At 27.7% G+C, this 23,059-nt stretch carries 20 protein-coding genes and 6 tRNA genes; 11 read left to right on the forward strand and 15 right to left on the reverse strand.

Going from position 1 to position 23,059, the window contains the following annotated elements; genetic code table 4:
* Positions 1-152: 152 nt before the first annotated feature.
* From AC27EK_RS01905 to AC27EK_RS01915, 3 genes are all read right to left on the reverse strand, one after another.
* Positions 153-1,721: a hypothetical protein gene (locus AC27EK_RS01905; RefSeq protein ID WP_487231670.1), complete on the reverse strand. Its 1,569-nt coding sequence runs from the start codon at positions 1,719-1,721 to the stop codon at positions 153-155.
* 53 nt (positions 1,722-1,774) lie between these two features.
* Positions 1,775-3,493, reverse strand: a complete 1,719-nt coding sequence (locus AC27EK_RS01910) for a hypothetical protein (RefSeq protein ID WP_487231671.1) — start codon at positions 3,491-3,493, stop codon at positions 1,775-1,777.
* 67 nt (positions 3,494-3,560) lie between these two features.
* Positions 3,561-4,886, reverse strand: a complete 1,326-nt coding sequence (locus tag AC27EK_RS01915; RefSeq protein WP_487231672.1) for a DnaA ATPase domain-containing protein — start codon at positions 4,884-4,886, stop codon at positions 3,561-3,563.
* Positions 4,887-5,036: 150 nt separating this feature from the next.
* On the opposite strand from AC27EK_RS01915, the gene rpmH reads away from it, so the two are divergent.
* The 11 genes from rpmH to AC27EK_RS01970 all read left to right on the forward strand — a co-directional run bounded on the left by rpmH (position 5,037) and on the right by AC27EK_RS01970 (position 14,164).
* Positions 5,037-5,186: a 50S ribosomal protein L34 gene (gene rpmH / locus AC27EK_RS01920; RefSeq protein ID WP_487231673.1), complete on the forward strand. Its 150-nt coding sequence runs from the start codon at positions 5,037-5,039 to the stop codon at positions 5,184-5,186.
* Between the two features lie 5 nt (positions 5,187-5,191).
* Positions 5,192-5,521 carry a ribonuclease P protein component gene (rnpA, locus tag AC27EK_RS01925; RefSeq protein ID WP_487231674.1) on the forward strand — a complete coding sequence of 110 codons (330 nt, stop codon included), beginning with the start codon at positions 5,192-5,194 and terminating at the stop codon, positions 5,519-5,521.
* 26 nt (positions 5,522-5,547) lie between these two features.
* Positions 5,548-6,678 (forward strand): membrane protein insertase YidC, encoded by a 1,131-nt coding sequence (gene yidC, locus AC27EK_RS01930; RefSeq protein ID WP_487231675.1) that lies wholly within the window; start codon positions 5,548-5,550, stop codon positions 6,676-6,678.
* A 4-nt stretch (positions 6,679-6,682) separates the two neighbouring features.
* Complete coding sequence (rsmA, locus tag AC27EK_RS01935; RefSeq protein ID WP_487231676.1) at positions 6,683-7,501, forward strand: 16S rRNA (adenine(1518)-N(6)/adenine(1519)-N(6))-dimethyltransferase RsmA; 819 nt, start codon at positions 6,683-6,685, stop codon at positions 7,499-7,501.
* A 758-nt stretch (positions 7,502-8,259) separates the two neighbouring features.
* Entirely contained in the window at positions 8,260-9,747 is a 1,488-nt protein-coding gene (gltX, locus tag AC27EK_RS01940; protein ID WP_487231846.1) for a glutamate--tRNA ligase, read from the forward strand.
* A gap of 24 nt (positions 9,748-9,771) precedes the next feature.
* Positions 9,772-10,227, forward strand: coding sequence for a DNA-directed RNA polymerase subunit delta (gene rpoE, locus AC27EK_RS01945; protein WP_487231677.1), 456 nt, complete (start codon positions 9,772-9,774; stop codon positions 10,225-10,227).
* A complete protein-coding gene (locus AC27EK_RS01950) occupies positions 10,227-11,105 on the forward strand; it encodes a ketose-bisphosphate aldolase (RefSeq protein ID WP_487231678.1) in 879 nt (292 codons plus the stop codon). The genes rpoE and AC27EK_RS01950 overlap by 1 nt, the downstream gene beginning before the upstream one ends.
* A gap of 2 nt (positions 11,106-11,107) precedes the next feature.
* The gene (gene ychF / locus AC27EK_RS01955) at positions 11,108-12,208 is read left to right on the forward strand and encodes a redox-regulated ATPase YchF (RefSeq protein ID WP_487231679.1); all 1,101 of its coding nucleotides are present in this window, start codon (positions 11,108-11,110) and stop codon (positions 12,206-12,208) included.
* Between the two features lie 5 nt (positions 12,209-12,213).
* The gene (locus tag AC27EK_RS01960; protein WP_487231680.1) at positions 12,214-12,849 is read left to right on the forward strand and encodes a thymidine kinase; all 636 of its coding nucleotides are present in this window, start codon (positions 12,214-12,216) and stop codon (positions 12,847-12,849) included.
* A 175-nt stretch (positions 12,850-13,024) separates the two neighbouring features.
* Positions 13,025-13,666 carry a uracil phosphoribosyltransferase gene (upp, locus tag AC27EK_RS01965; RefSeq protein ID WP_487231681.1) on the forward strand — a complete coding sequence of 214 codons (642 nt, stop codon included), beginning with the start codon at positions 13,025-13,027 and terminating at the stop codon, positions 13,664-13,666.
* A 12-nt stretch (positions 13,667-13,678) separates the two neighbouring features.
* Complete coding sequence (locus AC27EK_RS01970; protein ID WP_487231682.1) at positions 13,679-14,164, forward strand: hypothetical protein; 486 nt, start codon at positions 13,679-13,681, stop codon at positions 14,162-14,164.
* Positions 14,165-14,890: 726 nt separating this feature from the next.
* Here AC27EK_RS01970 and AC27EK_RS01975 read toward each other — a convergent pair.
* The 12 genes from AC27EK_RS01975 to AC27EK_RS02030 form a co-directional block, all read right to left on the reverse strand.
* Entirely contained in the window at positions 14,891-15,541 is a 651-nt protein-coding gene (locus AC27EK_RS01975; protein ID WP_487231683.1) for a uracil-DNA glycosylase, read from the reverse strand.
* A 14-nt stretch (positions 15,542-15,555) separates the two neighbouring features.
* The gene (locus AC27EK_RS01980; RefSeq protein ID WP_487231684.1) at positions 15,556-17,634 is read right to left on the reverse strand and encodes an ABC transporter ATP-binding protein; all 2,079 of its coding nucleotides are present in this window, start codon (positions 17,632-17,634) and stop codon (positions 15,556-15,558) included.
* Positions 17,615-19,492 carry an ABC transporter ATP-binding protein gene (locus AC27EK_RS01985; protein WP_487231685.1) on the reverse strand — a complete coding sequence of 626 codons (1,878 nt, stop codon included), beginning with the start codon at positions 19,490-19,492 and terminating at the stop codon, positions 17,615-17,617. Before AC27EK_RS01985 ends, AC27EK_RS01980 begins: the two co-directional genes overlap by 20 nt.
* Before the next feature lie 18 nt (positions 19,493-19,510).
* Entirely contained in the window at positions 19,511-19,948 is a 438-nt protein-coding gene (gene smpB, locus AC27EK_RS01990) for an SsrA-binding protein SmpB (RefSeq protein WP_487231686.1), read from the reverse strand.
* 8 nt (positions 19,949-19,956) lie between these two features.
* Positions 19,957-22,125, reverse strand: a complete 2,169-nt coding sequence (gene rnr / locus AC27EK_RS01995; RefSeq protein ID WP_487231687.1) for a ribonuclease R — start codon at positions 22,123-22,125, stop codon at positions 19,957-19,959.
* Positions 22,126-22,127: 2 nt separating this feature from the next.
* Entirely contained in the window at positions 22,128-22,358 is a 231-nt protein-coding gene (gene secG, locus AC27EK_RS02000; protein WP_487231688.1) for a preprotein translocase subunit SecG, read from the reverse strand.
* Between the two features lie 116 nt (positions 22,359-22,474).
* Positions 22,475-22,559 (reverse strand) — tRNA-Leu (locus AC27EK_RS02005).
* Position 22,560: 1 nt separating this feature from the next.
* Positions 22,561-22,636: transfer RNA gene (locus tag AC27EK_RS02010), tRNA-Lys, on the reverse strand.
* A 32-nt stretch (positions 22,637-22,668) separates the two neighbouring features.
* A tRNA-Thr gene (locus AC27EK_RS02015) sits at positions 22,669-22,744 on the reverse strand.
* A 4-nt stretch (positions 22,745-22,748) separates the two neighbouring features.
* Positions 22,749-22,824: transfer RNA gene (locus AC27EK_RS02020), tRNA-Val, on the reverse strand.
* Between the two features lie 44 nt (positions 22,825-22,868).
* Positions 22,869-22,944, reverse strand: a tRNA-Glu gene (locus AC27EK_RS02025).
* 3 nt (positions 22,945-22,947) lie between these two features.
* A tRNA-Asn gene (locus AC27EK_RS02030) sits at positions 22,948-23,022 on the reverse strand.
* Positions 23,023-23,059: the final 37 nt, after the last annotated feature.

The following is a 23,059-nucleotide window of genomic DNA, read 5'->3' on the forward strand; positions in this document are numbered from 1 at the left end:
ATCCCGAACACAGAAGTTAAGCACAATGAGGCCGACGGTAGCGCAAGTGAGAATAGGAAATTGCCACGCAAAAAAAAGCACCATTATTGGTGTTTTTTTTATACATTAAATAATATAAAAAAATAAGTATTCTTTAAATAGAATGCTTATTTTTATTTTTTACCAAATGGAGATAACATAACAGATGCAAGTAATAATATCATAATTCCCATTATACAAGCAGAAACTAGAGTCATTATAAATCCCATCGACATTTTATCAGAAGTACTTAAATAGTTATCTTTTGTAGGATCTTTTGAGTTGTCTGTTGAAGGGTCATTTCCAGATTCTGGTTTTGTTGTATCACTAGGATTATCATTAGGAGCATTGGGATCTGGTTTATTACCTTCTTGTGGATCAGAAGGACTATCTGGATTTGGTTTATTATCATTAGGTATGTTTTCACCATCTGGTGGAGTAACAATTGGAGGATTATCTGGATTCGTAGTTGAATTATCTTGATTTGGTGGTAATGGATCGTTATTATCTGGTCTATTACTTTCTTCGTCAGGACTTGGCGCTCCGCCGTCAGGACCTAAACCGTTATCATCACCATTATTAGGCGGCGGTGTTCCATCTGGATTAAAATCAGGACTTGGTGGTGGATTTTGATCTGGATTTGTATTACCATCATCAGGTGCTGGTGTGTTATCATTCGGATTGCTGTCTGGATTCCCGTTAGGTGGAGTGATGTCTGGAGCATTAGGATCTGGAGTATCATTTGGATTGTTATTTGTATCTCCAGAGTTTCCGTTGTTATCTGTTGGTTTATCAGAAGGTTGTGAATTATCAGGAGTTATAGGTGGTTCTGGTTTTTCTACTATAGGCGGCATATCTCTTGGATCAAATACAACAGTAATATGAGCTATTTTTTCAGATGGAATTAATTGAAAAAAATTAATATTCAAATCTTTTAAATATGGAGCTTCGGTTAATCCCGCTTTTCCATCATATTCTCATGTTTCACCACGTCAATCAAAGTCAACAACAGTTTTCTTTGAATTAACTTTGAAATTAACTGCTCTTGTTCGAAGTCTATTGTTTGGTCTTCTAGTTTCTTGATAATTTCCAAAAACGACGTCTCTTGCAAAATATCTATAAGCGCTTTCTGCATATCACAAAGACGGATCAACGTAGCCATCGATATTATTAATCATGCTATCGCCAGGTTGTATTGCTAAATTTCAAACAACATCTTTTCTTGTGGGAACACCAATTGCGCCTTTGGTTGGTTTAAGATTTTTAAATCTAAAAGTATTTAAAGAGTCAGATCCAACAAATGGATCGTCGTTTAATTTTAATTCAAAACTAATAGAACTAAAAGTGGAACTATCACTATATCAAATACTAGTTTCATAAATGCTTATTTTTCTTTTAATTTTGAATTCAAAGTGATTAAAAATTGGAGTGTCTATTGAATTAATTAATGTTGGTGTCGGTTCTTTATTTTTTATATATACAAATTCTTTCGATATTTGTCTCATAATAGTTGCAGCAGTATATGCTTGATTAGCATCTATAGTTGTTTGAACATTATAGCTTGCATATTTACCATCTCTTATAGGACCTCTATAGATTTCTTTGTTATTTTTTGTATTTAAGTTTATAAGAAAAAAAGTAGTTCCGATAACAGAACTAAATGTCAATAATAAAAATATTTTTTTAATAATTTTCTTTTTCATTTTCAGTTTTTAATTCTTGTATATTATACATAATAAAAAAATAAGCACGTTGCTTATTTTTTACCAAATGGAGATAACATAACAGATGCAAGTAATAATATCATAATTCCCATTATACAAGCAGAAACTAGAGTCATTATAAATCCCATCGACATTTTATCAGAAGTACTTAAATAATTTTCTTCAGTAGGGTCTTTTGAATTGTCTATTGAAGGGTCATTTCCAGATTCTGGTTTTGTTGTATCACTAGGGTTATCATTAGGAACATTAGGATCTGGTTTATTACCTTCTTGTGGATCAGAAGGACTATCTGGATTTGGTTTATTGTCATTGGGAAGATTGTCACTTGGTGGCGGATTAACTATAGGAGGATCTTCTGGACTCGAACCATTGTTATCTTGATTAGGAGGTTTGTTTTCATTGTTCTCAGGTTTATTATTAGGATTATTAGGATCAGTAGCACCACCATCAGGACCAACACCATTATTATCTCCATTATCAGGATTTGGATCTCCAGGGTTTGGATTATATTCTGGTTCTAATGGAGCATCTGGATTTGGTTTTTGATTACCACTGTCATCAGGTGCTGGAGCGTTATCGTTCGGATTGCTATCTGGATTTCCGTTTGGTGGAGTCGTGTCAGGAGCATTGGGGTCTGGACTTTCACCTGGGTTGTTGTTTGTATCTCCAGAGTTTCCGTTGTTATCTGTTGGTTTATCAGAAGGTTGTGAATTATCAGTATTTGGAGGAATTGGTGGAGGTGGAATGTCTTCTGGAGGAAGACCTCTTGGATTGAAAATAATTGTAACTTTTGCAATCGGTGAAGTTTTTTCAAAGTGGATACCATCAATATGTAAATTCATAGTTTCAGGAACTGTATATAAAGGATAATTTAATGCAGCATAATAATCAGCAGAATAATAAAATGTAACAGCCGATCTATCTTTGTTTGGTCGTCATGAACTTTTATCTATAGTTGTAAATAATTTATTTTTTCCTCTATATGAACCAAGTGCTGGTGTGTTATCAGCGTTGTATCCTCATCTTGGAATATAATCTGGGAATATGTAATCTTCAACAAGTTCTTTATAACGAGAAGCAGTTAAATAATCATCATTAATGTCTATATAACCAATTTGATTATTTATATATTGAGTTCCTGGACTCAGACTAAGATCATAGGTTGCGTGAGGACGAGTTTCAATAGGTTTTAGATTTGGAGGTTTTTTAAGATTAACAAATCTAAAAGTACCAGTTGCATTAGGTTCACCGGCTGCACCATTTGGATCATTCATTGGAGGACCTGGATGATAAAAATATGGATTAACAACTAATGATGTAAATTCATTAGGATCATTTATTCAAATATATGTTTTGAAATGAGTAAAAATAGAACTTGGTCTAAGTGTCCCATTGTATTCTTTGATTTGGAAAGTAAACTTAAAATCAAAATATTTCATCAGTGGTAACTGATTATTAGCAATTTGACGATCATTTTCTGCTGTTGATTTTCCAACAGTAAGACCTATTTCTTTATTAATTTGTTTAAGAGCATCTACTATTGTATATTGTCCTTTAGCATCAATAATTTTATCTCTATTGTATCTAACATAGCTATTCTGTGTCATTGGGTCTGCATGACCATAAGTAACTTTCTGTTTTGTTTCTTTAAACGCAGTAGAAATAGCAACAACACTACCAACAAATGCTAGGGATGTTATTGCAGTTAATATTTTTAATATTTTGTTTTTCTTGAATATATTTTTGATCATGGTTTTTGTAATCTCTTATTGTTATAGTATTATAAACAATATTGTTAATAATATATCCAAAATACCATTAGATTTTTTTGATAATAGAGTTTATCATATTCTTTAAATCTTCGTCTCTTTCGCATCTAGATTTTACATTCTCTACAGCGCTTATCATTGTTGAATGATTTCTGTTAGACATGAATGAACCAATGTCTCCAAAACTCATTCCGACATGAGTTCTTAAAATGTATGCAGCAACATGTCTTGCATTTACAACTTCTTTTTTTCTTGATTTTCCAATTACGTCTTGAGACTTGATTCCATATATTTTAGAAACAGTATTTATTATTGTTTGAGGATTAATGTGTAATTCGAATTGATTATTCTTTTTAGCTATATGTTGCAAATCAAGAATTTCCATAACATCTTCTTCACTAACTATGGTTTTTCCTGAATGAAGAACATATATCATTATGTTATTAATGATTCCTAAAAGCTTTCTAATATCTTTGTAAAAGAAATTAGTAATTTTATTAATTGCTCCAGAACTTAATTCAATATTAGATTTTTTTAATTTATTTTCTAAAATATTTTTTAATATTTCAGTTTCAGGATCTGAAATCTTAACAATGATTCCAGAAGAAAATCTTGAAATCATTCTATCTTGAAAACCATCTAATTTTTCAGGTGTTCTATCTGAAGTCATAATTATAATTTTGTTTTGAACGATTAAGTTGTTATATATTGTGAAAAATATTTCATTCATTTTTGTTTTATCTGATAAAAATTGAATATCTTCTATAATTAATATATCAACATTTGAAAATGTATTTTTGAATATTTCTAAAAAATTACTGGGTTTTTTCTTGGAGAAAATTTCTGATAGTTTTTTTATGAATTGTTGAGAATCAATATACATGATTGATTTGTTTTCATATTTTTCAACATATTTTCTAGCGAATGCAGATAATAAGTGTGTTTTTCCAAGTCCTGTATGACTATAAAGAAAAATCGGATTAAATTGAGCAGTGTCGGTATCTAATATAGTTTTAAATAAAGTAAAAGCAACTTTGTTAAATTCGCCAACTTGATAATCTTCAAAATCAAGATTTTGAATCCTTCCAATAAGTCCATTTTCTTTTTTTTGTTTTGGGATCTTATCAACATTAGATCTTTTAACAAATTCAACACTTATTTTCTTTTCATAAATTTCTTCTAATATTTCTTTAGAAGTAATTGAAAAATTATTTTTGTAAAAATCTAAATATTCTTCATCCTCAACTATTATGTAAAAAGTATCATTGACTAATTCAAAAAAACTAGTTTTTTCCTTGAAGGCATTGACAACTTGATCGTTATTAATTCTCTTTTCAAATCTGTCTAAAAATATTGTTCATTTGTTATCAATCATTTTCTTATTTGCCTCTTTAATATTAGTAGTAAAAAATTCTCGAATATGTTATACTTTATTAGTATAATATTATTTATATCAATATTTAAATCATATTGAAAATTATAAATAATTACATTCTTAAAAAAATCAATCAAGGAAGTCAAATTTATGAAAAGAACTTTTCAACCAAATAAAAGAAAAAGAGTTAAAGTTCATGGTTTTCGTGCAAAAATGCAAACACCCGAAGGCCGTAATCAATTAGCTCGTAGACGTTTAAAAGGACGTCACAAATTAACTGTTTCAGACGAACACAGATAAAATTTATGCAGAACAACATTTCTACAATCAAAAAAAATGAAGAAATTCTTAGAGTATTAAAGTCAAAAAACAGAATATATTCAAAAGAATTTACAATTTTTTATAAAAAAAATGAGAACAAGAAAAGAGTAGCTTTTATTGTTTCAAAAAAAATATCTAAGAAAGCCGTTGTTAGAAATAAAATAAAAAGACAATTAAGAAATATTGTTTATAAAAATTTAAAGAATTCGACATTAACTGTTGATATTGTAATTATGGTAAAACCCGAATACCTAAATAAGGATTTCAATTTTATTGAAAACTCATTTAGTTATTTAATTAGAAAAATAAAATAATAGGAGCGGAAATGTTTTTTGATTTCATGAAAAATAATAATTCTTCCAATTCAAAAAACTTGATAATTCCAAGTTTTATTTCTAATACACCAAAAGATAAGAAGAAAATAACTCAGAAAAAATATATTAAGATCGCATTAAGAGTAATAAAGGTCTTAGTCTATTTATTTTTCTTTGTTATGGGTCTTTATGGTTGTTTTCAATCATATAGTGAATGATGAACAATATCAGCGCCTACACCAGGTAATGGATTAGAAATTGGTTTCTCACCATTTCTGGGAATTGACGACCCAAGATTTGTTTTAACTTATTCTGGAACGGGTTCTTATTTTCCATTTAGTGATTTCACAATGGCTTATGGTCCATTTTATGGATTGTTTGTTTGACCTTTTGCTCAAATTTTATTAAACTTCATGTGAGCAACTAGAGATTGACCCGTTGGTATTAATGCCTTAGTAGGAATATTTATTGTTTTATTATTAATTAGAATAATAACCATAGCTGTTTCTGCCAGATCTATGATTCATTCCGAGCGGATGACGGAAGTACAAGGAAAAGTTGCTGAAATTAATGCAAAATATAAAGATGCAAAAGATCAGCAATCAAGGCAAAAAAAACAATCTGAAATTCAAGAAATTTATAGAAAACACAATATTAAGGCATTTGCCCCATTTGAGCAGATATTTGTAACACTTCCCATCTTCTTAATTATTTATAGAGTCGTTACAGTTTTAAGACCATTGAAATTTATAGTTATTTTCAATGCTTGGAATATGACTATGACTCCAATGAACGAAATATTTAATCACTTTACAACCACGGGATGACCATACATATTCTTCTTAATGTTGGTTATACCTACTCAATTCTTATCTCAATGAATTCCAAGAAACCTTGCCAAGAAAAGATCAAGAGGAGCAGTAACTATTGGAGATAAAAATAATAAAGCAATGAAGAGAACAAAACAAATAAATCTTGTCATGACCATTGTTTTAGCTGTTGTCTCATTTGTATCTGCGGCTGGTATTGGTACTTACTGATTCTTTAATGCTTTATTCACCATTGCTCAATCCTATATTCTTCATAAATTGATTCTGCGCAATAGAGAGAAAAATATAACCATAGAATCTAAATTATCAAAACTAGGAATTTCTTAATTTCATGAATTCAAAAGAAACCAAAAGTTATTTGATTAAAGAAAATTTTGTTCCTTCCAAAAAAATGGGGCAAAATTTTTTAATTGATAACAATATCAAAAACAAAATAGTAGATGTTTCTGATGTGAAAGATAATGATTTGGTTTTAGAAATTGGACCAGGACTTGGAGCAATTACTAAAATCATATTAGATAGGGGTTTTAATCTCCTATGTATTGAATTAGATAAAAGGTTAGCAGAACACTTAATTAACAACTTTTCAACAAACAAGAACTTTGAACTTATTAATGATGATGTTTTGAAATTTGATATTAATAAAAAATTAAACAAAAAAGAAACTCATGTAATAGCGAATTTGCCTTATTCAATATCTTCGAAAATCATTTTTAATTTAATAAAAATTAAAAATATTAAAAGTATTGTAATAATGGTGCAAAAAGAGCTAGCTTTAAGAGTTATAGCTAAAGTTGGAAGCAAAGATTATGGTTCATTAGCCGTTGTGTCTTCGTTGTTCTTTGAATCATCATTAGAATTTGATGTTTCTCCAAAGAACTTTATACCAGAACCTGCTGTCAATTCTTCGATATTAAAATTGAAAAGAAAAAATGTTGATTTCAATATAGAATATGAAGATTTTTATAAATTTTTAAAAATATTATTTGCCAAAAAAAGAAAAACTTTAGTTAACAATCTTATTTCTAATTATAAAAAAGAAACTATTTTAGAAAATCTTGATAAATTAGATATAAACAATAATATTAGAGCAGAAAAATTAAGTCCAAAAACCATATACAATTTATTCTTATTATTTAAGGAGTCATAATGTTTCATAAAGCGTACGGAAAAGTAGATTTATCTTTTGAAATTAAATCTGTTGATGAAAGAAAGAATTTTCAATTTAAAGCAATTTCATTATTAACAAAAGATTATTTTAATGAAGTTGAAATTACAAAAAACAATTCTAATAAAATAGAATTACGTTTTTTGGAAATAGATCAATCAGGAAAAAAATCTTATAATCTTAGCAAAGATAAATATGAAGATAAAATTTTCTCATACTTAAAAAAAGAGCACAATATTAATAATGGTTATCTTATAAAAATAAAAACCGACAATAACGGCTCTAAAAATTTCTATTGTTTATCTTCTACAATTGCTTTAATAATAAGAGAGATATTTAAAATTGAAAACTTAGATATTAATGATTTAGATCTTAGAACAATAGCTGAAGATTATTTTAGATTTATCCCTTTCTTCTTATCAGAGTATGAATGTGCTTATTTAACTAATTATGGTGAAGAAGTTGAAGAAATAAACATTGATATTAACAACTATAAAATGAGAATAATTGATTCTAAAATTTCATTTAATGCTAAGCAATTGTATAATGCTATTTATAAAATGAATTTCAAGAAAACAAATAATCTCGAATTTTCTAAAATAATAGAAAGTTTAGAAAGTGGAAATTTTGATTTTTCAATTCATAACAATCTAACAAATGTATTATTTAATCTTAATGATGATTTTAGAAAACTATTTTATGAAGAACTTCATAAAACAAGATTTGCTGTCATTAGTGGTATGAGCAGCATAATAATTGCTTTTGATAAATTAAATAAAATAGATGAAACAAAAATCAGAACTAGATATGCTCCTTCTCCAACAGGTTATTTACATATGGGAGGAGCAAGAACTGCTTTGTTTAATTATCTATTTGCAAAACATCATAATGGTGATTTTGTTATAAGAATAGAGGACACAGATACAGAAAGAAATGTTGAAAACGGTATAGAGTCTCAAATCAACAATCTTAATTTATTAAAAATAATAGAAGATGAATCAATATTCAAAAATAATTTATTAGGTCCGTATGTTCAAACAGAAAAATTAAACAGATATAATTTATTAGCAGACATGCTAATATTTCAGAAGAAGGCATATTTTTGCTTTTGTACTAAAGAAGAATTAGAAGCCGATAGAGAAAAGGCAATTAAAAATCATAAAACACCTAGATACAACAAGAAATGTCTAAAATTAACAAAAGAACAAATAAGAAGAAATTTAATTAAAGAAATACCATTTGTTTATAGATTAATTATTGAGGATGATGAAACTTTTGAATGAAAAGATTTAATTAGAGACAAAATTTCAATTCCAGGCAGTGCATTAACAGATCCTGTTATTATGAAATCCAATGGAATACCAACTTACAATTTTGCTGTAGTAATTGATGACAATGATATGAGAATAACTCATATATTGAGAGGTGAAGAACACATATCTAATACTCCATATCAATTAGCTATTAAAAAAGCATTGAATTTCAAGAGCGAATTTGTTTATGGTCATTTATCAATTATTGTTGATGAAACTGGTAAAAAGCTTTCAAAAAGAAATTTATCGATAAAACAATTTGTTTCTGAATATATAGAAGATGGATATGTTCCGAATGCAATCTCTAATTTCTTATTATTATTGGGTTGAAGTTCAGATAGTAATCAAGAAATATTTTCAATAGAAGAAATGGCAAAAGAGTTCAATACCAAAAATATTTCTAAATCTCCAGCTTCATTCGATATAAATAAACTTAAATGAATATCAAATGAATATTTCAAAAAAATATCAAATGAGGATTATTTATTACTTGCCAAGAAATGTATTCAAAAAGAAATAAGTGTCTTTATACAAGGAAATAATTTAGATGATATATTATTATTGTTCAAAAAACAAATACATTCAGCTCTCGAACTTAATAATTTAATAACAACTACATTCATTGATCAAAACAAAAAATTAACAGTTGAACAATGAAGAATAGTGGATGACAATATTGATGTTATTAGAACTTTTTATGATCTTATTCTAAAATCTGAAACTTTTGATGAAGATACAATTAAAAAGATAATTAAAGAAGTGCAAAAAATCACAAACAAAAAATCAAAAGATTTATATATGCCAATAAGAATTTCTACCACAAAATTAGAACACGGACCAGAACTTGCAAAGAATATATATCTTTTAGGAAAACAACAAATAATTTTAAACTTAAAAAATTGTTTAAAATTATAAAGTAAAACTCATAAGGAAAAATAAATGAAGAATATAGATATTATTGATACAGCTTATACTTTAGCTAATACCAATTTCAAAAACAAAGAATTTACATTTGATAAACTTACAAGTTTATTATTAAAAGAATTAGAAATAAAAAAAGAAGAATTTACAGAACAATTAGGTTCTCTGTATGTTGATTTAATGCAAGATTCTAGATTTATATTAATGGGAGAAAATAAGTGAAATTTAAAAGAAAACTTATCTTCTTCAGAATATAAAAAACAATTAAATGCTCTTTATGATTTTTCAACAGAAATTCATGAAGATCATATAGATGTTGAAGAATTTGGAAAACCAGAATCTCATGAAGAAGTTCATGATGTTGAACATGCTTTTGGACATGACATTGATGACAAAAAATTAAGCAACGATAGCCTAACTTACTCTTCAGATTCTGATAATCTTGATGAAATATTAGACGAAGATAAAAAATAATGTTTTCTAATAAATTAGTTTCAATGCATAAAATGATAGAAGATGCATATAAAAATAAATACGCTATTGCTCAAATAAATATAAACAATCTTGAATGAATACAATCTGTTTTATTAGCTTCTCAAAAAAACAATACACCAATTATATTGGGCGTTTCTATGGGGGCTGCTAAATATATGGGTTCATACAAATTAATACACGATATGGTGATTAATTTAATTGGCGATTTAAATATTACAATTCCTGTATGTTTACATTTAGATCATGGTAATTATGATGCTGTTTATGAGGCGATTGAAGCTGGCTTTAGCTCAATAATGTTTGATGGGTCTTCATTAGATATTGAAACAAATTACAAGCAAAGTTTAGAAATTTCTAAGATTTGTTCTGAAAAGAAAATAAGTCTTGAGTTAGAAGTGGGATCTATTGGTGGTGTTGAAGATGACATTGTTAATGAAGGTTCAAAATCTTCAGTTGAAGATTGTTTAAAATTCACTAATAATATTGAGATGACTATTTTTGCATCTTCATTTGGAAATATACATGGCGTTTATCCCAAAAACTGAAAAGGTCTAGATTTTGAACACTTAGAAAATATTTCAAATCTTACTAATCATCCATTAACTTTACATGGTGGTAGTGGAATAGATGATGAACAAATCAAAAAAGCTATTTCATTAGGCGTTTGTAAAATTAATGTGAACACTGAATGTCAAATGGCGTTTAGTTCTGCTATCATTGATTATTTATCAAAAAACAATGATATTAATTCAAAAGAAGTTTATGATCCAAGAAAATATTTAAAATTAGCTAAAGAAGCAATAGAACAAACTTGCAAAACTAAATTTCAATTATTTAATTCTATAAATAAGGCTTAATTATGAGTATGAACACAGGAATAGTCGGTTTACCTAATGTCGGTAAATCAACTTTATTTAATACATTAACAAATTCAAATGTATTAGCTGCAAATTATAGATTTGCAACATTAGAACCAAATGTGGGAATTGTCAATTTACCAGACACTCGTTTGAAAAAATTAAAAGACATTTACAATTCTAATAAAATAATTCCAGCAACTTTCAAATTTGTTGATATTGCTGGTTTAATTGAAGGCGCATCTAAGGGCGAGGGCTTAGGGAATCAATTTTTGCAAAATATTAGAGAAGTAGATTCTATTTGTCATGTTGTAAGATGCTTTGAAAATAAAGAAGTTACACATGAGTATAATACTATCGATCCAATTAGAGATATGCAAATCATTAATTTAGAATTGATAATTTCTGATTTAGATATTGTTTCTAAGAGAATAGACAGAATCAAGAAAAAAGCTAAATCTGGAGACAAGGAACTTGCTAAAGAACTTTCTGTTCTTGAAGTTGTGCATAAACAACTTGAGAATTATAAATCAGCAAGAGAATTAAATCTAGATGAAGATTCATTAATGATTATTAAATCATTGAATTTAATAACTCTTAAACCTTGTTTATATATTGCAAACATATCTGAAGAAGATATTAGAAAACCACTAAACAACAATCACTATAAAGCTTTGCATGAAAAACTATCTGAAACTAATGAAAAATTAATTGCTATTTCAATAAAGATTGAAAATGAAATCAATTCATTAGATGAAGAAACTAAAAATGAATTCATGCTTGATTTGGGTCTTGAATATACTGGTCTTGAATCAATGATTAAAACTTCTTTTGATATGCTTGGTCTTTCAACATTCTTTACTTGCGGAGTGCAAGAGATTCATTCTTGAATCTTTAAAAAAGGAATGACCGCTCCTGAATGTGCCGGAATAATTCATACCGACTTCCAAAGAGGATTTATAAAAGCAGATGTTGTTTCTTATGATGATTTAATTGAATCATCAAATGAAACAATTGCTAGAGAAAAAGGTAAAATAAGATTAGAAGGAAAAACCTATAAATTACAAGATGGAGACATTTGTAATTTCAAGTTTAATGTTTAATATTTATGGCTAAAAAATTAACTTATTCGACTGGTGGAATAGAAGTAATATGTGGTCCTATGTTTGCTGGTAAAACAGAAGAACTTATTAGAAGACTTAATAGATTCAAATTTGCAAATATTGATTTTGTTACTTTCAAACCAGAAATTGACACAAGAGACACTGAAAAGATTCGTTCTAGAAATGGAACAGAAGCAAATGTTGTTACTGTATCTAGCGAAAATGAAATCTTAGAATATCTTAAAAATAATCAAAAAATAAAAGTAATAGCAATAGATGAAGCACAATTTTTCAGTTTAGATTTGATTCCAATTGTAACGTTTTTAGCTCAAGAGAAATATCACATAATAATATCAGGTCTTGACAAAGATTTTAGAGCCAAATCATTTGAAACTATATCTGCTTTAATGGCTATAGCTGATGAAGTCGAAAAACTTCATTCTATATGTGCGAGCTGTGGAAACTTTGCTGTCTTTAGTCAGAGACTTGTAAATAAAAAACCAGCAGCTTTTAACTCTCCAACTATTCTTATTGGTGATACTGAACATTATGAACCAAGATGTAGAGAACACTTCATTCTTGGGGATGAAAAGCAAGATGTTGAATTTAACAATTTTAAAAAAATTCTTTATTCAAAATAAATTAATCAAAAAATCTCATTTCATAGTGAGATTTTTTAATATATAAGAATCTTTTTTACAAATTATTTAAATATTTCTATAAATTCTATAAAAAAAGACAAAATTACATAATCTACTTTAAACTATATTTTATTATTTAGTAAAATTAAATGTAAAGAATAGGAGCAACATCATTATGATACATATAATTAATCACCCACTAGTTAAGGATAAATTAACAAGAATGAGAAAGATTTCAACAAACACAATGATTTTTAGACAATCATTAAAAGAACTTACTCAATTAATGATGTATGAAGCCACTAAAGAGCTTGAAACAGTTTCAGTTAAAATTAATACTCCTGTAATTAAAAATTATGTTGCCCAAAAAATAAATAGACCGATAAATTTAGTTGCTATTTTAAGAGCGGGATTAGGAATGGTAGATGCTGCTAAAGAATTGTTGCCAAACGCATCTATTGGTCATATAGGTTTATATAGAAACGAAGAAACCCTAAAGCCTGTTAAATATTATTACAAAATGCCTGCTAATTTTACAGAAGCTACTATATTTGTTTTAGATCCTATGCTTGCAACTGGTAACAGCGCTATTGATGCAATATCTTATATAAAAGAAGAACTTAAAAAAGAAGGTTCTTCAAAACACAAAATTGTGTTTGTTGGAATTGTTGCTTCACCAGAGGGTGTAGAGGCACTTCAAAAAGAACATCCTGATGTAGATATTTATATATCTTCATTAGATGAAAAATTAGATGAAAAGGGATATATAGTTCCTGGACTTGGAGATGCCGGAGATAGAATCTTCGGTACAAAATAGTGAGATAAAATTATGAATAACGAAACTAACAAATTAAATCAAATTAAACATATTATAAAAGATCAAACAATAAGAATAAAAGAAAGCGAAATTTCAAAATTAAAAATAATTAGTATTTTATCTAAGGTTGCTATTATATTAATAATGACCTTTATATTGTTTATTATATTTACTGTAATTATTTATTTTTTATCTGAAATATTAATTAATCAAAGTTCTTCTGGGGCATTTGAAAATCCTAATAATATTAATGGCATATTAGTAACAGAAGGACAAAAAGCTTCTTATTGAATAGCTGCAAAATTCTTTATTGTTCTTCTTGTTTTTGGTTATATTTTTAATATTATTTCAAGTTTGTTAATGATATTGATAATTAAAAAAGATAAAAAAAGAAGTAAACAATTGAAATTTGCAATAATCAATTTATTCGCAATTCTGCCCATTCCTGCATTATTGTTTTCAAAAAAAGAAATTAAATTACTTGAAAACAAAAAATAAAAACAACTTATTTTTTATTTCAAGCGAAATAAAAACCCAATCAATGATTGGGTTTTGTTCTCGGTAATTTAGAAAATGAAAAGAATGAGTATTGTTAAAATTACTATTAACACTATTTTATTTGTTCTGTCCATTTTTGTTCCTTTCCGGAAGAACCGAAAAGTAAAAATTAATATAGTTTGAGTGTTTTTGGGTTCCTCCATTTTAAATGTTGTGGAATAATCCACTTAATAATTATAAATGTCATATTTAAAAATATAGAAATTTAATAATTTATTATTTTTTTATGTATAATAAGTGTAGAGAAAGTGAAATTATCTCCCTTTAATTGTGTTCTCGGAAAATATAGTTTGAGTGTTAATTTCATGACCTAGCAATTACTCTGGGTTTCTCTATTTGATATTTAAAATATCAAAAAACCCAAAAATAAGAATCAGCTTTTGTTGGTTCTTTTTTTAATGTAAATAATTCTAAAAATTTCATAGTATTTGTTTAAAAGTGCTTATAATAGGCATTAAATTTAAAAAAACATTGTTATTTATTTTATTTAATTTGCTCTTTATGTGTATAATTAGATAGAGAAAAATGTTTATTTCGATTAATAATTGAAATGAATATTAGATATGAAGATATCTTATCTCACTTAAAGGCGTATGACCCACCGCTCAATAGTCATACGTTTTTCTTTTGTAATAAAATAAAAAAACAAGTTAACAACTTGTTTTTTTAAAATCATTTTATTGGTTCTTCTAGTAATTTATTTATTTTTTTAAACAAATTTGAATTAATAAAAGATTTGTAAGCACTGAAAGGAGATGGATGAGAGAAACACAAAATTGTGTTCTTTTTGTTTATTTTGTTTTTGTAAGATAATGCTTTATTGCCCAAAAGAACAAACACTATTTCCTGTTCATATATATAATCAAGAAAATTATTAATAAATATTTCTCATCCTCAATCTTTGCAAGACATTGCAATTCCTTGTTTTACAGTTAATAATGTATTTATCAAGAAAACTCCTTGTTCAACTCAAGAAGCTAAATCTGTATCTGTTTTTTCTGTTTTGTATTCTAATTCAAGTTCTTTGAATATATTTTTTAAGCTTGGTGGACATTTTTTGTTTTTTGTACTAAAAGCAATTCCATCAGCAACTCCAGGAGTATGATATGGATCCTGTCCAAAGATTAAAACCTTAATGTTTTCTAATGAACATAATTTAAAGACTCTAAAAACATTTTTATATTCAGGAAATAAAGTATCTTTAGAGTTTGTATAAAGACTATTCAAGTTAATGAAATAATCTTTATTTATCTCCTCTTTAAAGAAATCCCATCAAGAACTATTTTGAAAGTTTTCTTTTATATTTTTAATTAACATAATTTATTAAGATCTTATTCTTCTTCCATTACGCCTTTTGTAAATTGAGAATTATATAAATTAGCATAGAAACCTTTTATTTCTAATAATTTATTATGACTTCCTTGTTCAATAATTTCACCATCTTTAAGTACTAGTATAACATCCGCTTTTTCGATTGTAGATAATCTATGAGCAATAACAAAAGAAGTTTTTTCCTTTGTAAGATTCATCATGGCTTTTTGAATTTTGGCTTCTGTTTTTGTATCCACAGAACTTGTTGCCTCATCAAGTATTAAAATTTCAGATCTTGATAAGACAGCTCTAGCAATTGCTAACAATTGTTTTTGACCTAATGAAAGACCATCTCCATTATCATCAAGAACTGTATCATAACCATTAGGCATTTTCATAATGAAATCATCTGCTTCTGCTATTTTAGCTGCTTCTATAACTTCTTCATCACTTGCATTAAGATTTGCCATTTTAATGTTATCTTTGATACTTTCATTAAATAAGAAAGTATCTTGTAAAACAATAGAAACGTTATTTCTCATTGATTCTTTTGTGATTTCCTTAATAGAATATTTATTACCCAATAAAATGTCTCCATGTTCTATGTCATAGAATTTAGTTAATAGGTTGATAATTGTCGATTTACCAGAACCAGTAGGACCAACTATGGCTATAGTTTGTCCTTTTTTAACTTTTAAGTTGATGTTTTTAAGTATTTGTTTTTCAGGTAAATATGAGAAATCAAGATTTTTAATAGTTAAGTTCGACTCTGTTATTACAACATTTTCTTCATTGTTATTGTTTTCTAGATTTTGTTTTCTTGTTGATTGTATTGAATCAACAAGTTTTAATATTAGTTTTTCATTTTCATTGAATTCATCACTTACTTCGAATACTTCAAAAGATCTTGAGGCGCCAGCAAACGCAGCTTGAATAGAAGCCAATGTATTTGAAAGTTGAGTAAATGGCTGTAAAAAGTTTCTTAAAAATAATGAGAAAGTGGTTAGCATTGTTATAGTTGTCGTTAGATTCGCCATAAAATTGGGATCTTGTTGTGGTGTATTAATATGTAAATCAGGATGTAAGATTGGACTTATTAATCCTGAATCTGTAATTATTAAAATGATTCCCATAAATGTAACAAAATATACGATAAAGTTTTGAAAGAAAATAACTCATGGGAATATATATGAGTTTAAATTATTAGTTTTATATGCAACATCTGTTGTTTCATCAGAAAGTTTTTTGAATTCTTTCTTAATTTTTTCTTGATGATTAAATAAATTGATAACGTTTTGTCCAGAAATCATTTCTTCTGAAAAACCATTTATTTTTCCTATTAATGTTTGTTGTCTTTTATAAAGAGGTTGAGCTCTTTTTGTAATTTTCAACATAACAAATAACATGATAGGAACCATTGCGAAAGCAATTAAAGCAAGTATAGGAGACATAATGAACATACCAATAGTCATTCCTATTCCCATGCTTAATGCAGTTAATAATTGACCAAAGTTTTCACTTAGTGATTTAGTAACGTTATTGACATCATTAGTAAATCTAGACATAAGATCACCACTAGAATTTCTATCAAAGAAACTTACAGGCAGTCTTTGTATTTTTTCAAATAATGCAGATCTAATTTTTTCACCCGTTTGTTGTGAAATTTTAACCAGTCCTCATGTTTGAATAGAACCAAATATAAGAGTTAATATATAAACAGCAAATAATACACCAACACCAATTGATAACGTCATTCAAGTGTCTGGTTGTCCTTTTGTTTGTAAAAGTTGTTGGAATTCTTGTAATAAGAATATTCCACCAATCGTTAAACCAGTAGCTAATAAGTTTATTATTATCATTCATATTATTGAATACTTATAAGATTTCATAAATATGAAAACGCCCTTAAGGGTTTCTTTAGCAACTTTTGCAGCGCGCTTTTTCTTTGCTTTGTTTAGTCATTTATAAATATCATCCGAAATAAATTCAAGATTCAATTCTTCAGAAACATACATTTCTAATAAATCTTCAGGAGCGGCGTTAAAAAGTTTTTCATAACAATCTTTTGAATGCACAAAATTATCCATTTTTGATTTCATTTTTAACTCCTTTCTCACCTAGTTGTGAAATAGCAATTTCTTTATATGTTTTACATGATTGCAATAATTCGGTATGCTTACCAATACCCACAATATGTCCTTTATCAAGCACAACAATTTTATCAGCCAGTTTAACTGATGAAATTCTTTGAGCAACCATTATTTTTGTTGTTTTGTTTTTTTCTTTTTTAATTTGTTCTTGAACTTCTTTTTCTGTAATCATATCAAGAGCAGAAGTACTATCATCTAATATTAATATTTTTGAATCTTTGATTAAAGCACGAGCTATAGAAATTCTTTGTTTTTGACCTCCAGAGAAATTTTTTCCTCTTTGTTCAACAACGCTATCAAACATTGCTTCTTTTTTAAGAATAAATTCATAAGCTGAAGCTATTTTAGTAGCCTTAGTCATTTCTTTATTTAAGATTTTTTGAGCTTCTTTTTCTGAAACTCCTTCTTTTTGCATAATTTCTGATAATGATTTTCCATATTCAAGATTAGATTGAATAGTTCCACTGAATAGAGTAACAAGTTGTGGACTAATAGAAATCGAATCTCTTAAAGAATCTCTAGTAATTGTTTTAACGTTTTTATTAGATATTAATAATTCTCCGCTGGTTACATCATAACCTCTTGTAATTAAATTAACAAGAGTTGATTTACCAGAGCCAGTTCCGCCAATGATACCTACTGTTTCGTTTTCTTTAATTGTTAGATTAATATTACTTAAGACATTTTCACTATCTTCAGTATATTTAAAATCAACATTTTTAAATACGATTTGACCATTTTTGATTTCTTCAGTTGTCTTTGAGAAATCAATTTTTGGTTCATAAATAGTAACTTCTTTAATTCTCTTAGAAGAAGCATTAGCAGAAGCAACTTGTCCAACAACAACAATAAATAAGATTAGACCAATCATCATTATTGAAATCAATTGAATAAGAGCCATAACATTTCCAACTAATAATGTTCCTTTTGCTTTACCAATGGCAATAACTGCTACCATTGCAGCATTCATAACAAAAGTAACTGCTGGAAAACCAAGTTGAGAAACTAATCAAGCTTTAGTTGAACTTCTTGTTAAGTCTTTATTTGTTTTTTCAAATCTTTCAATTTGTTCGTCTTGAAGATTAAATGATTTAACAACTCTAACACCAAGAATGTTTTCTCTCATGACGCTATTTGCTTTATCTGTTTTTAAGATGCTTTTACCATATAGTGTAGAACCACGGATAATTAATATTCCAGCAATTGTTAACATAAGGATGCTAAACAAGAAAACTGTTACAGGAATTATTCAAAGATTTTGAACAGCTTCTGGTGGCATTGGTCCTCTAAGTTCTGGACTAACGACACAAGCAACAACTCCTATTATTCCACCAAGATATAACATCAATGATCTTAATCCTATAGAAAACACTAAATTAAAAGCGGTTTCAAGAGAATATAAATCAGTAGTTATTCTTGTAATTAAAGTAGATGTTTTAAAATTATCAAAATCAGAATTGCTGAAGTATTGAATTTTGTTATATAAATTCATTCTGATTTTTCTAATTATATTTGCATTAAGTTTTGCTCCTAAGACGTTTCCAAAACTACCAGTGGCAAAACTAGCAATACCTACGAAGAACAATATCACTATTAAGATTGTTGCGGCTATAACTCCATTTTGAGTAGTTAAATGGCCTTCAACATTTACACCAGAATAAACTTGTTCAATAATTTTATTCATGTAAATAAGAATAATCGGCATAGCAATATCTGCTATAGTTCTTATTAAAAATAATGCTAGAGCACCTAACAATAGAAAAATATTTTTCTTATTGTTAAGTTCTCTTTTTACTAAGAATCACATAATATCTCCTTTTGAAAATTAATAAATGTTTTTCTTCATTTCTTTTGAAAGAGTTTTCTTTTTCAAGTCTTCTCTTTTGTCATGAAGTTTTTTACCCTTTGCTAAAGCTATAGTCATCTTTATTTTATTATTCTTTCAGTATACATTAACAGGAATTAATGTATATCCTTCTTTTTGCATTAAAAAATCAATTTTTATTATTTCTTTTTTATGAAGTAAAAGTTTTCTTTTTCTGTAAGGATCTTGATTTTCTCTATTTCCTTCAAAGAAAGGATGAACATGCATGTTCATAATAAATAATTCATTGTTTTTAGAACTAATATAAGCTTCATTAATAGAAGCGTCTGATTTAGAAATTGATTTAACTTCTGTCCCTTTAAGTTCTATACCTGCTTCATAAGTTTTTTCTAAAAAATAATTTCTTTTAGCATTTTTATTACTTAATAAGTTTTTCATAACTTTTCCTAATCGACTATCTCTAAATCGATTTTTCTTTCTAACTTATTAGCATTAACAACTTTAACTTTAACTTTTGTACCTAATGAATATTTTTTGTTTGTTTTCTTGCCAATTAGGATTAGGTTTTCTTCATCGTATTGATAAAAATCATCTTTAAGACTTCTTATTAATACTAATCCCTCAATGGTATTTTCTAATTCGATAAACATACCAAATGAAGTAACTGTAGAAACTTGTCCTTCGAATGTTTCATTAATATGTTTAGTCATATACTCAGCATATTTCATTGAATTAACATCGCGCTCTGTTTTAACAGCAGCAATTTCTGTTTTGTTACATTGATCACAAATATCAGAAAGTTCATTTGATAATTTATTTCTTTGTTCATCAGTATATGATTTTTTATCAAATAAATACATTCAGAATAATCTATGAACAATTAAATCTGAATATCTTCTAATAGGAGAAGTGAAATGAGTATAATTTTCCAAGGCCAAACCAAAGTGTCCAAGATTATCTGTTGAATAATTGGCTTTTTGCATTGATCTTAATAATAGTTTATTAAGAAGTTTAAAATTAATATGATTCTTATTATCATTTATTCATTTAGAGATTTGTCTTGATGTAACTTCTTCATTCTTATCAAATATTATCTTAAATAATAATTTAGAAGTTTCGATTAAAAAATTTTTTATTTTCTTTTCTTCTGGTTGAGTATGAGTTCTATAAATAAATGGCATATTTAATTGAGATGATTTTATAGTAACTGCTTCATTGGCAGCAACCATAAAGTCTTCAACTATTTTTTGAGCTGTTCCGCTTTTTTTAATTCTTATATCTATAGGGAAGTTGTTATCATCAAGAACAATTTCTGGTTCTTGTATTTTAAATTCCACATATCCCTTTTCATTCTTTTTCTTTCTAAGAATGTTATGTAATTCTAATGAATCATTTAAAATTTCTTTATATTCATTTTCGATATTCAATGAATTATTGTCTTTTAAATAATCATTAACTTCATCATAACTTAATCTTTTATGATTCATCATAATACTTGGATATAGATCGATAGATTTATAATTTCCATTATTATCAATTATCAAATCACAAGTGATTGCAAACCTTTTTTTGTTTTCGTTTAATGAACATAAATCATTTGATAATTTATGTGGCAGCATTGGTATTACTCTATCTACCAAATATACAGAAGTTCCTTTATTAAAAGCATCTTCATTAATGGGATTATCAACTCTTACATAATGCGAAACATCTGCGATATTAACACTTAAAAAGAAAGTTCCATCTTTTTGCTTTTTAACATAAACAGCATCATCAAGATCTTTCGAAGTACTAGGATCGATAGATAGTATTTTTCTGTCTGTAATATCTCTTCTTAATTTAAGATCTTTGTCAGTTATATTGAAGTTTAAACTATTAGCATAATCTTTAACTTCTTCTGGCGTTTCATATAATATTCCATTGTCATCAACAACAGACATAATATCAACACCAACATCATTAACATGACCTATTATTTTTTTAATAGTTGTTTTTATTGTTTTTTTGTTAATCTCATATGCTTGAACAAGAACTTTATAACCCTCAACAAGAGTTTCAATATCATCAACAATTATTTCTTGATATATTTTTTTATTATCAGTAACAGCCACTAGTTCTTCATCATCATTTTTTATTATTTCAGCAACAAAGTAAGTTTTGTTTCTTTCATAAATATTAACAATAGCAGCATCATATAAACCGTTTCTAGGTTCTTTTATTAATTTAACAAATTCTATTTGATCTCTGTCCATTGCGCCATTTAGGTGCTTTTGATGAACAAAATAAGAACAAATAGAATTATCTGCTAATGTTTCTCTAATAATTCCGCTACCATGTGAGTTCAAATATAATGTACCCATCTTGATAGTGGACATGTCTTTAGGCGCGTCTATATAATCTATTAAAAGATATCCTTTAAAAGATTTCTTTAAGTAGAATTCTTTTAATAAAAAATCAATAGATTTAAAGATATCTTTCTTAGGCAATAATGAATTATCGTTTTGTAATTTTTTTAAAACAATTCCAACCGGAATTGGTTTGCCTCTTTCTTTTTTTATTAAGCTTACTATCTTTTTTTCTAAACTTGATAGTTGTTTGTCTTGTTCTTGATACATTTTTAAATTACAAAATGAACCACTACAGAAACAATAATAAGAATTATAGAAATAATAAATAATATTATTTGAAGTATTTTAACAATACCTCTATCTTTAGTTTTTTTAAAAATCTCTAAATCTTGTCCAGCAAGTGAAGCCAATCCACCACTAGAACCAGATTTAGACAATAGCAATCCAATGATAGCTGCTAGCACACCTAAAACAGCGCAAACAATTGTTATTACTTCCATTATGGTTTTCTCCCGTTTTTAATTATGTTTATATTATATTTTAATTGATATACTTTTAACAATAAATAAAATAAAAGACAAGAGTCTTTTATTTTATTTATTACTAATTATTATAATGGTGCACCCGAAGAGAATCGAACTCCCACTCCGTTAAGAACTAGATCCTAAGTCTAGCGCGTCTGCCTGTTCCGCCACGGGTGCGTGGTGCTCTGTAAGGGGTTCGAACCCCTGACCCACTGATTAAGAGTCAGTTGCTCTACCAACTGAGCTAACAGAGCACAAACGCATCAATTAAGATGCGTTTTTTATATGGTGCCGACAAAAGGAATTGAACCCTCAACCTACTGATTACAAGTCAGTTGCTCTACCGATTGAGCTATGTCGGCTTAATGGTGGAGCTTGAGGGACTCGAACCCCCGACCCTCTGCTTGTAAGGCAGATGCTCTCCCAGCTGAGCTAAAACTCCAGAAATACCTATATATTAATATATAGGTATGTTTTAATGTTATATGGTGACTCGTACGGGATTCAAACCCGTGAATGCACGCGTGAAAGGCGTGTGTGTTGATCGCTTCACCAACGAGCCATATGGCGGCCACAGCAAGGATCGAACTTGCGACCAACCGGTTAACAGCCGGTTGCTCTACCGCTGAGCTATGTGGCCACGGTAAAAATTAACACTATATAAGTATAACAAAAAT

It is taken from the genome of Ureaplasma rhincodontis, assembly GCF_057537535.1.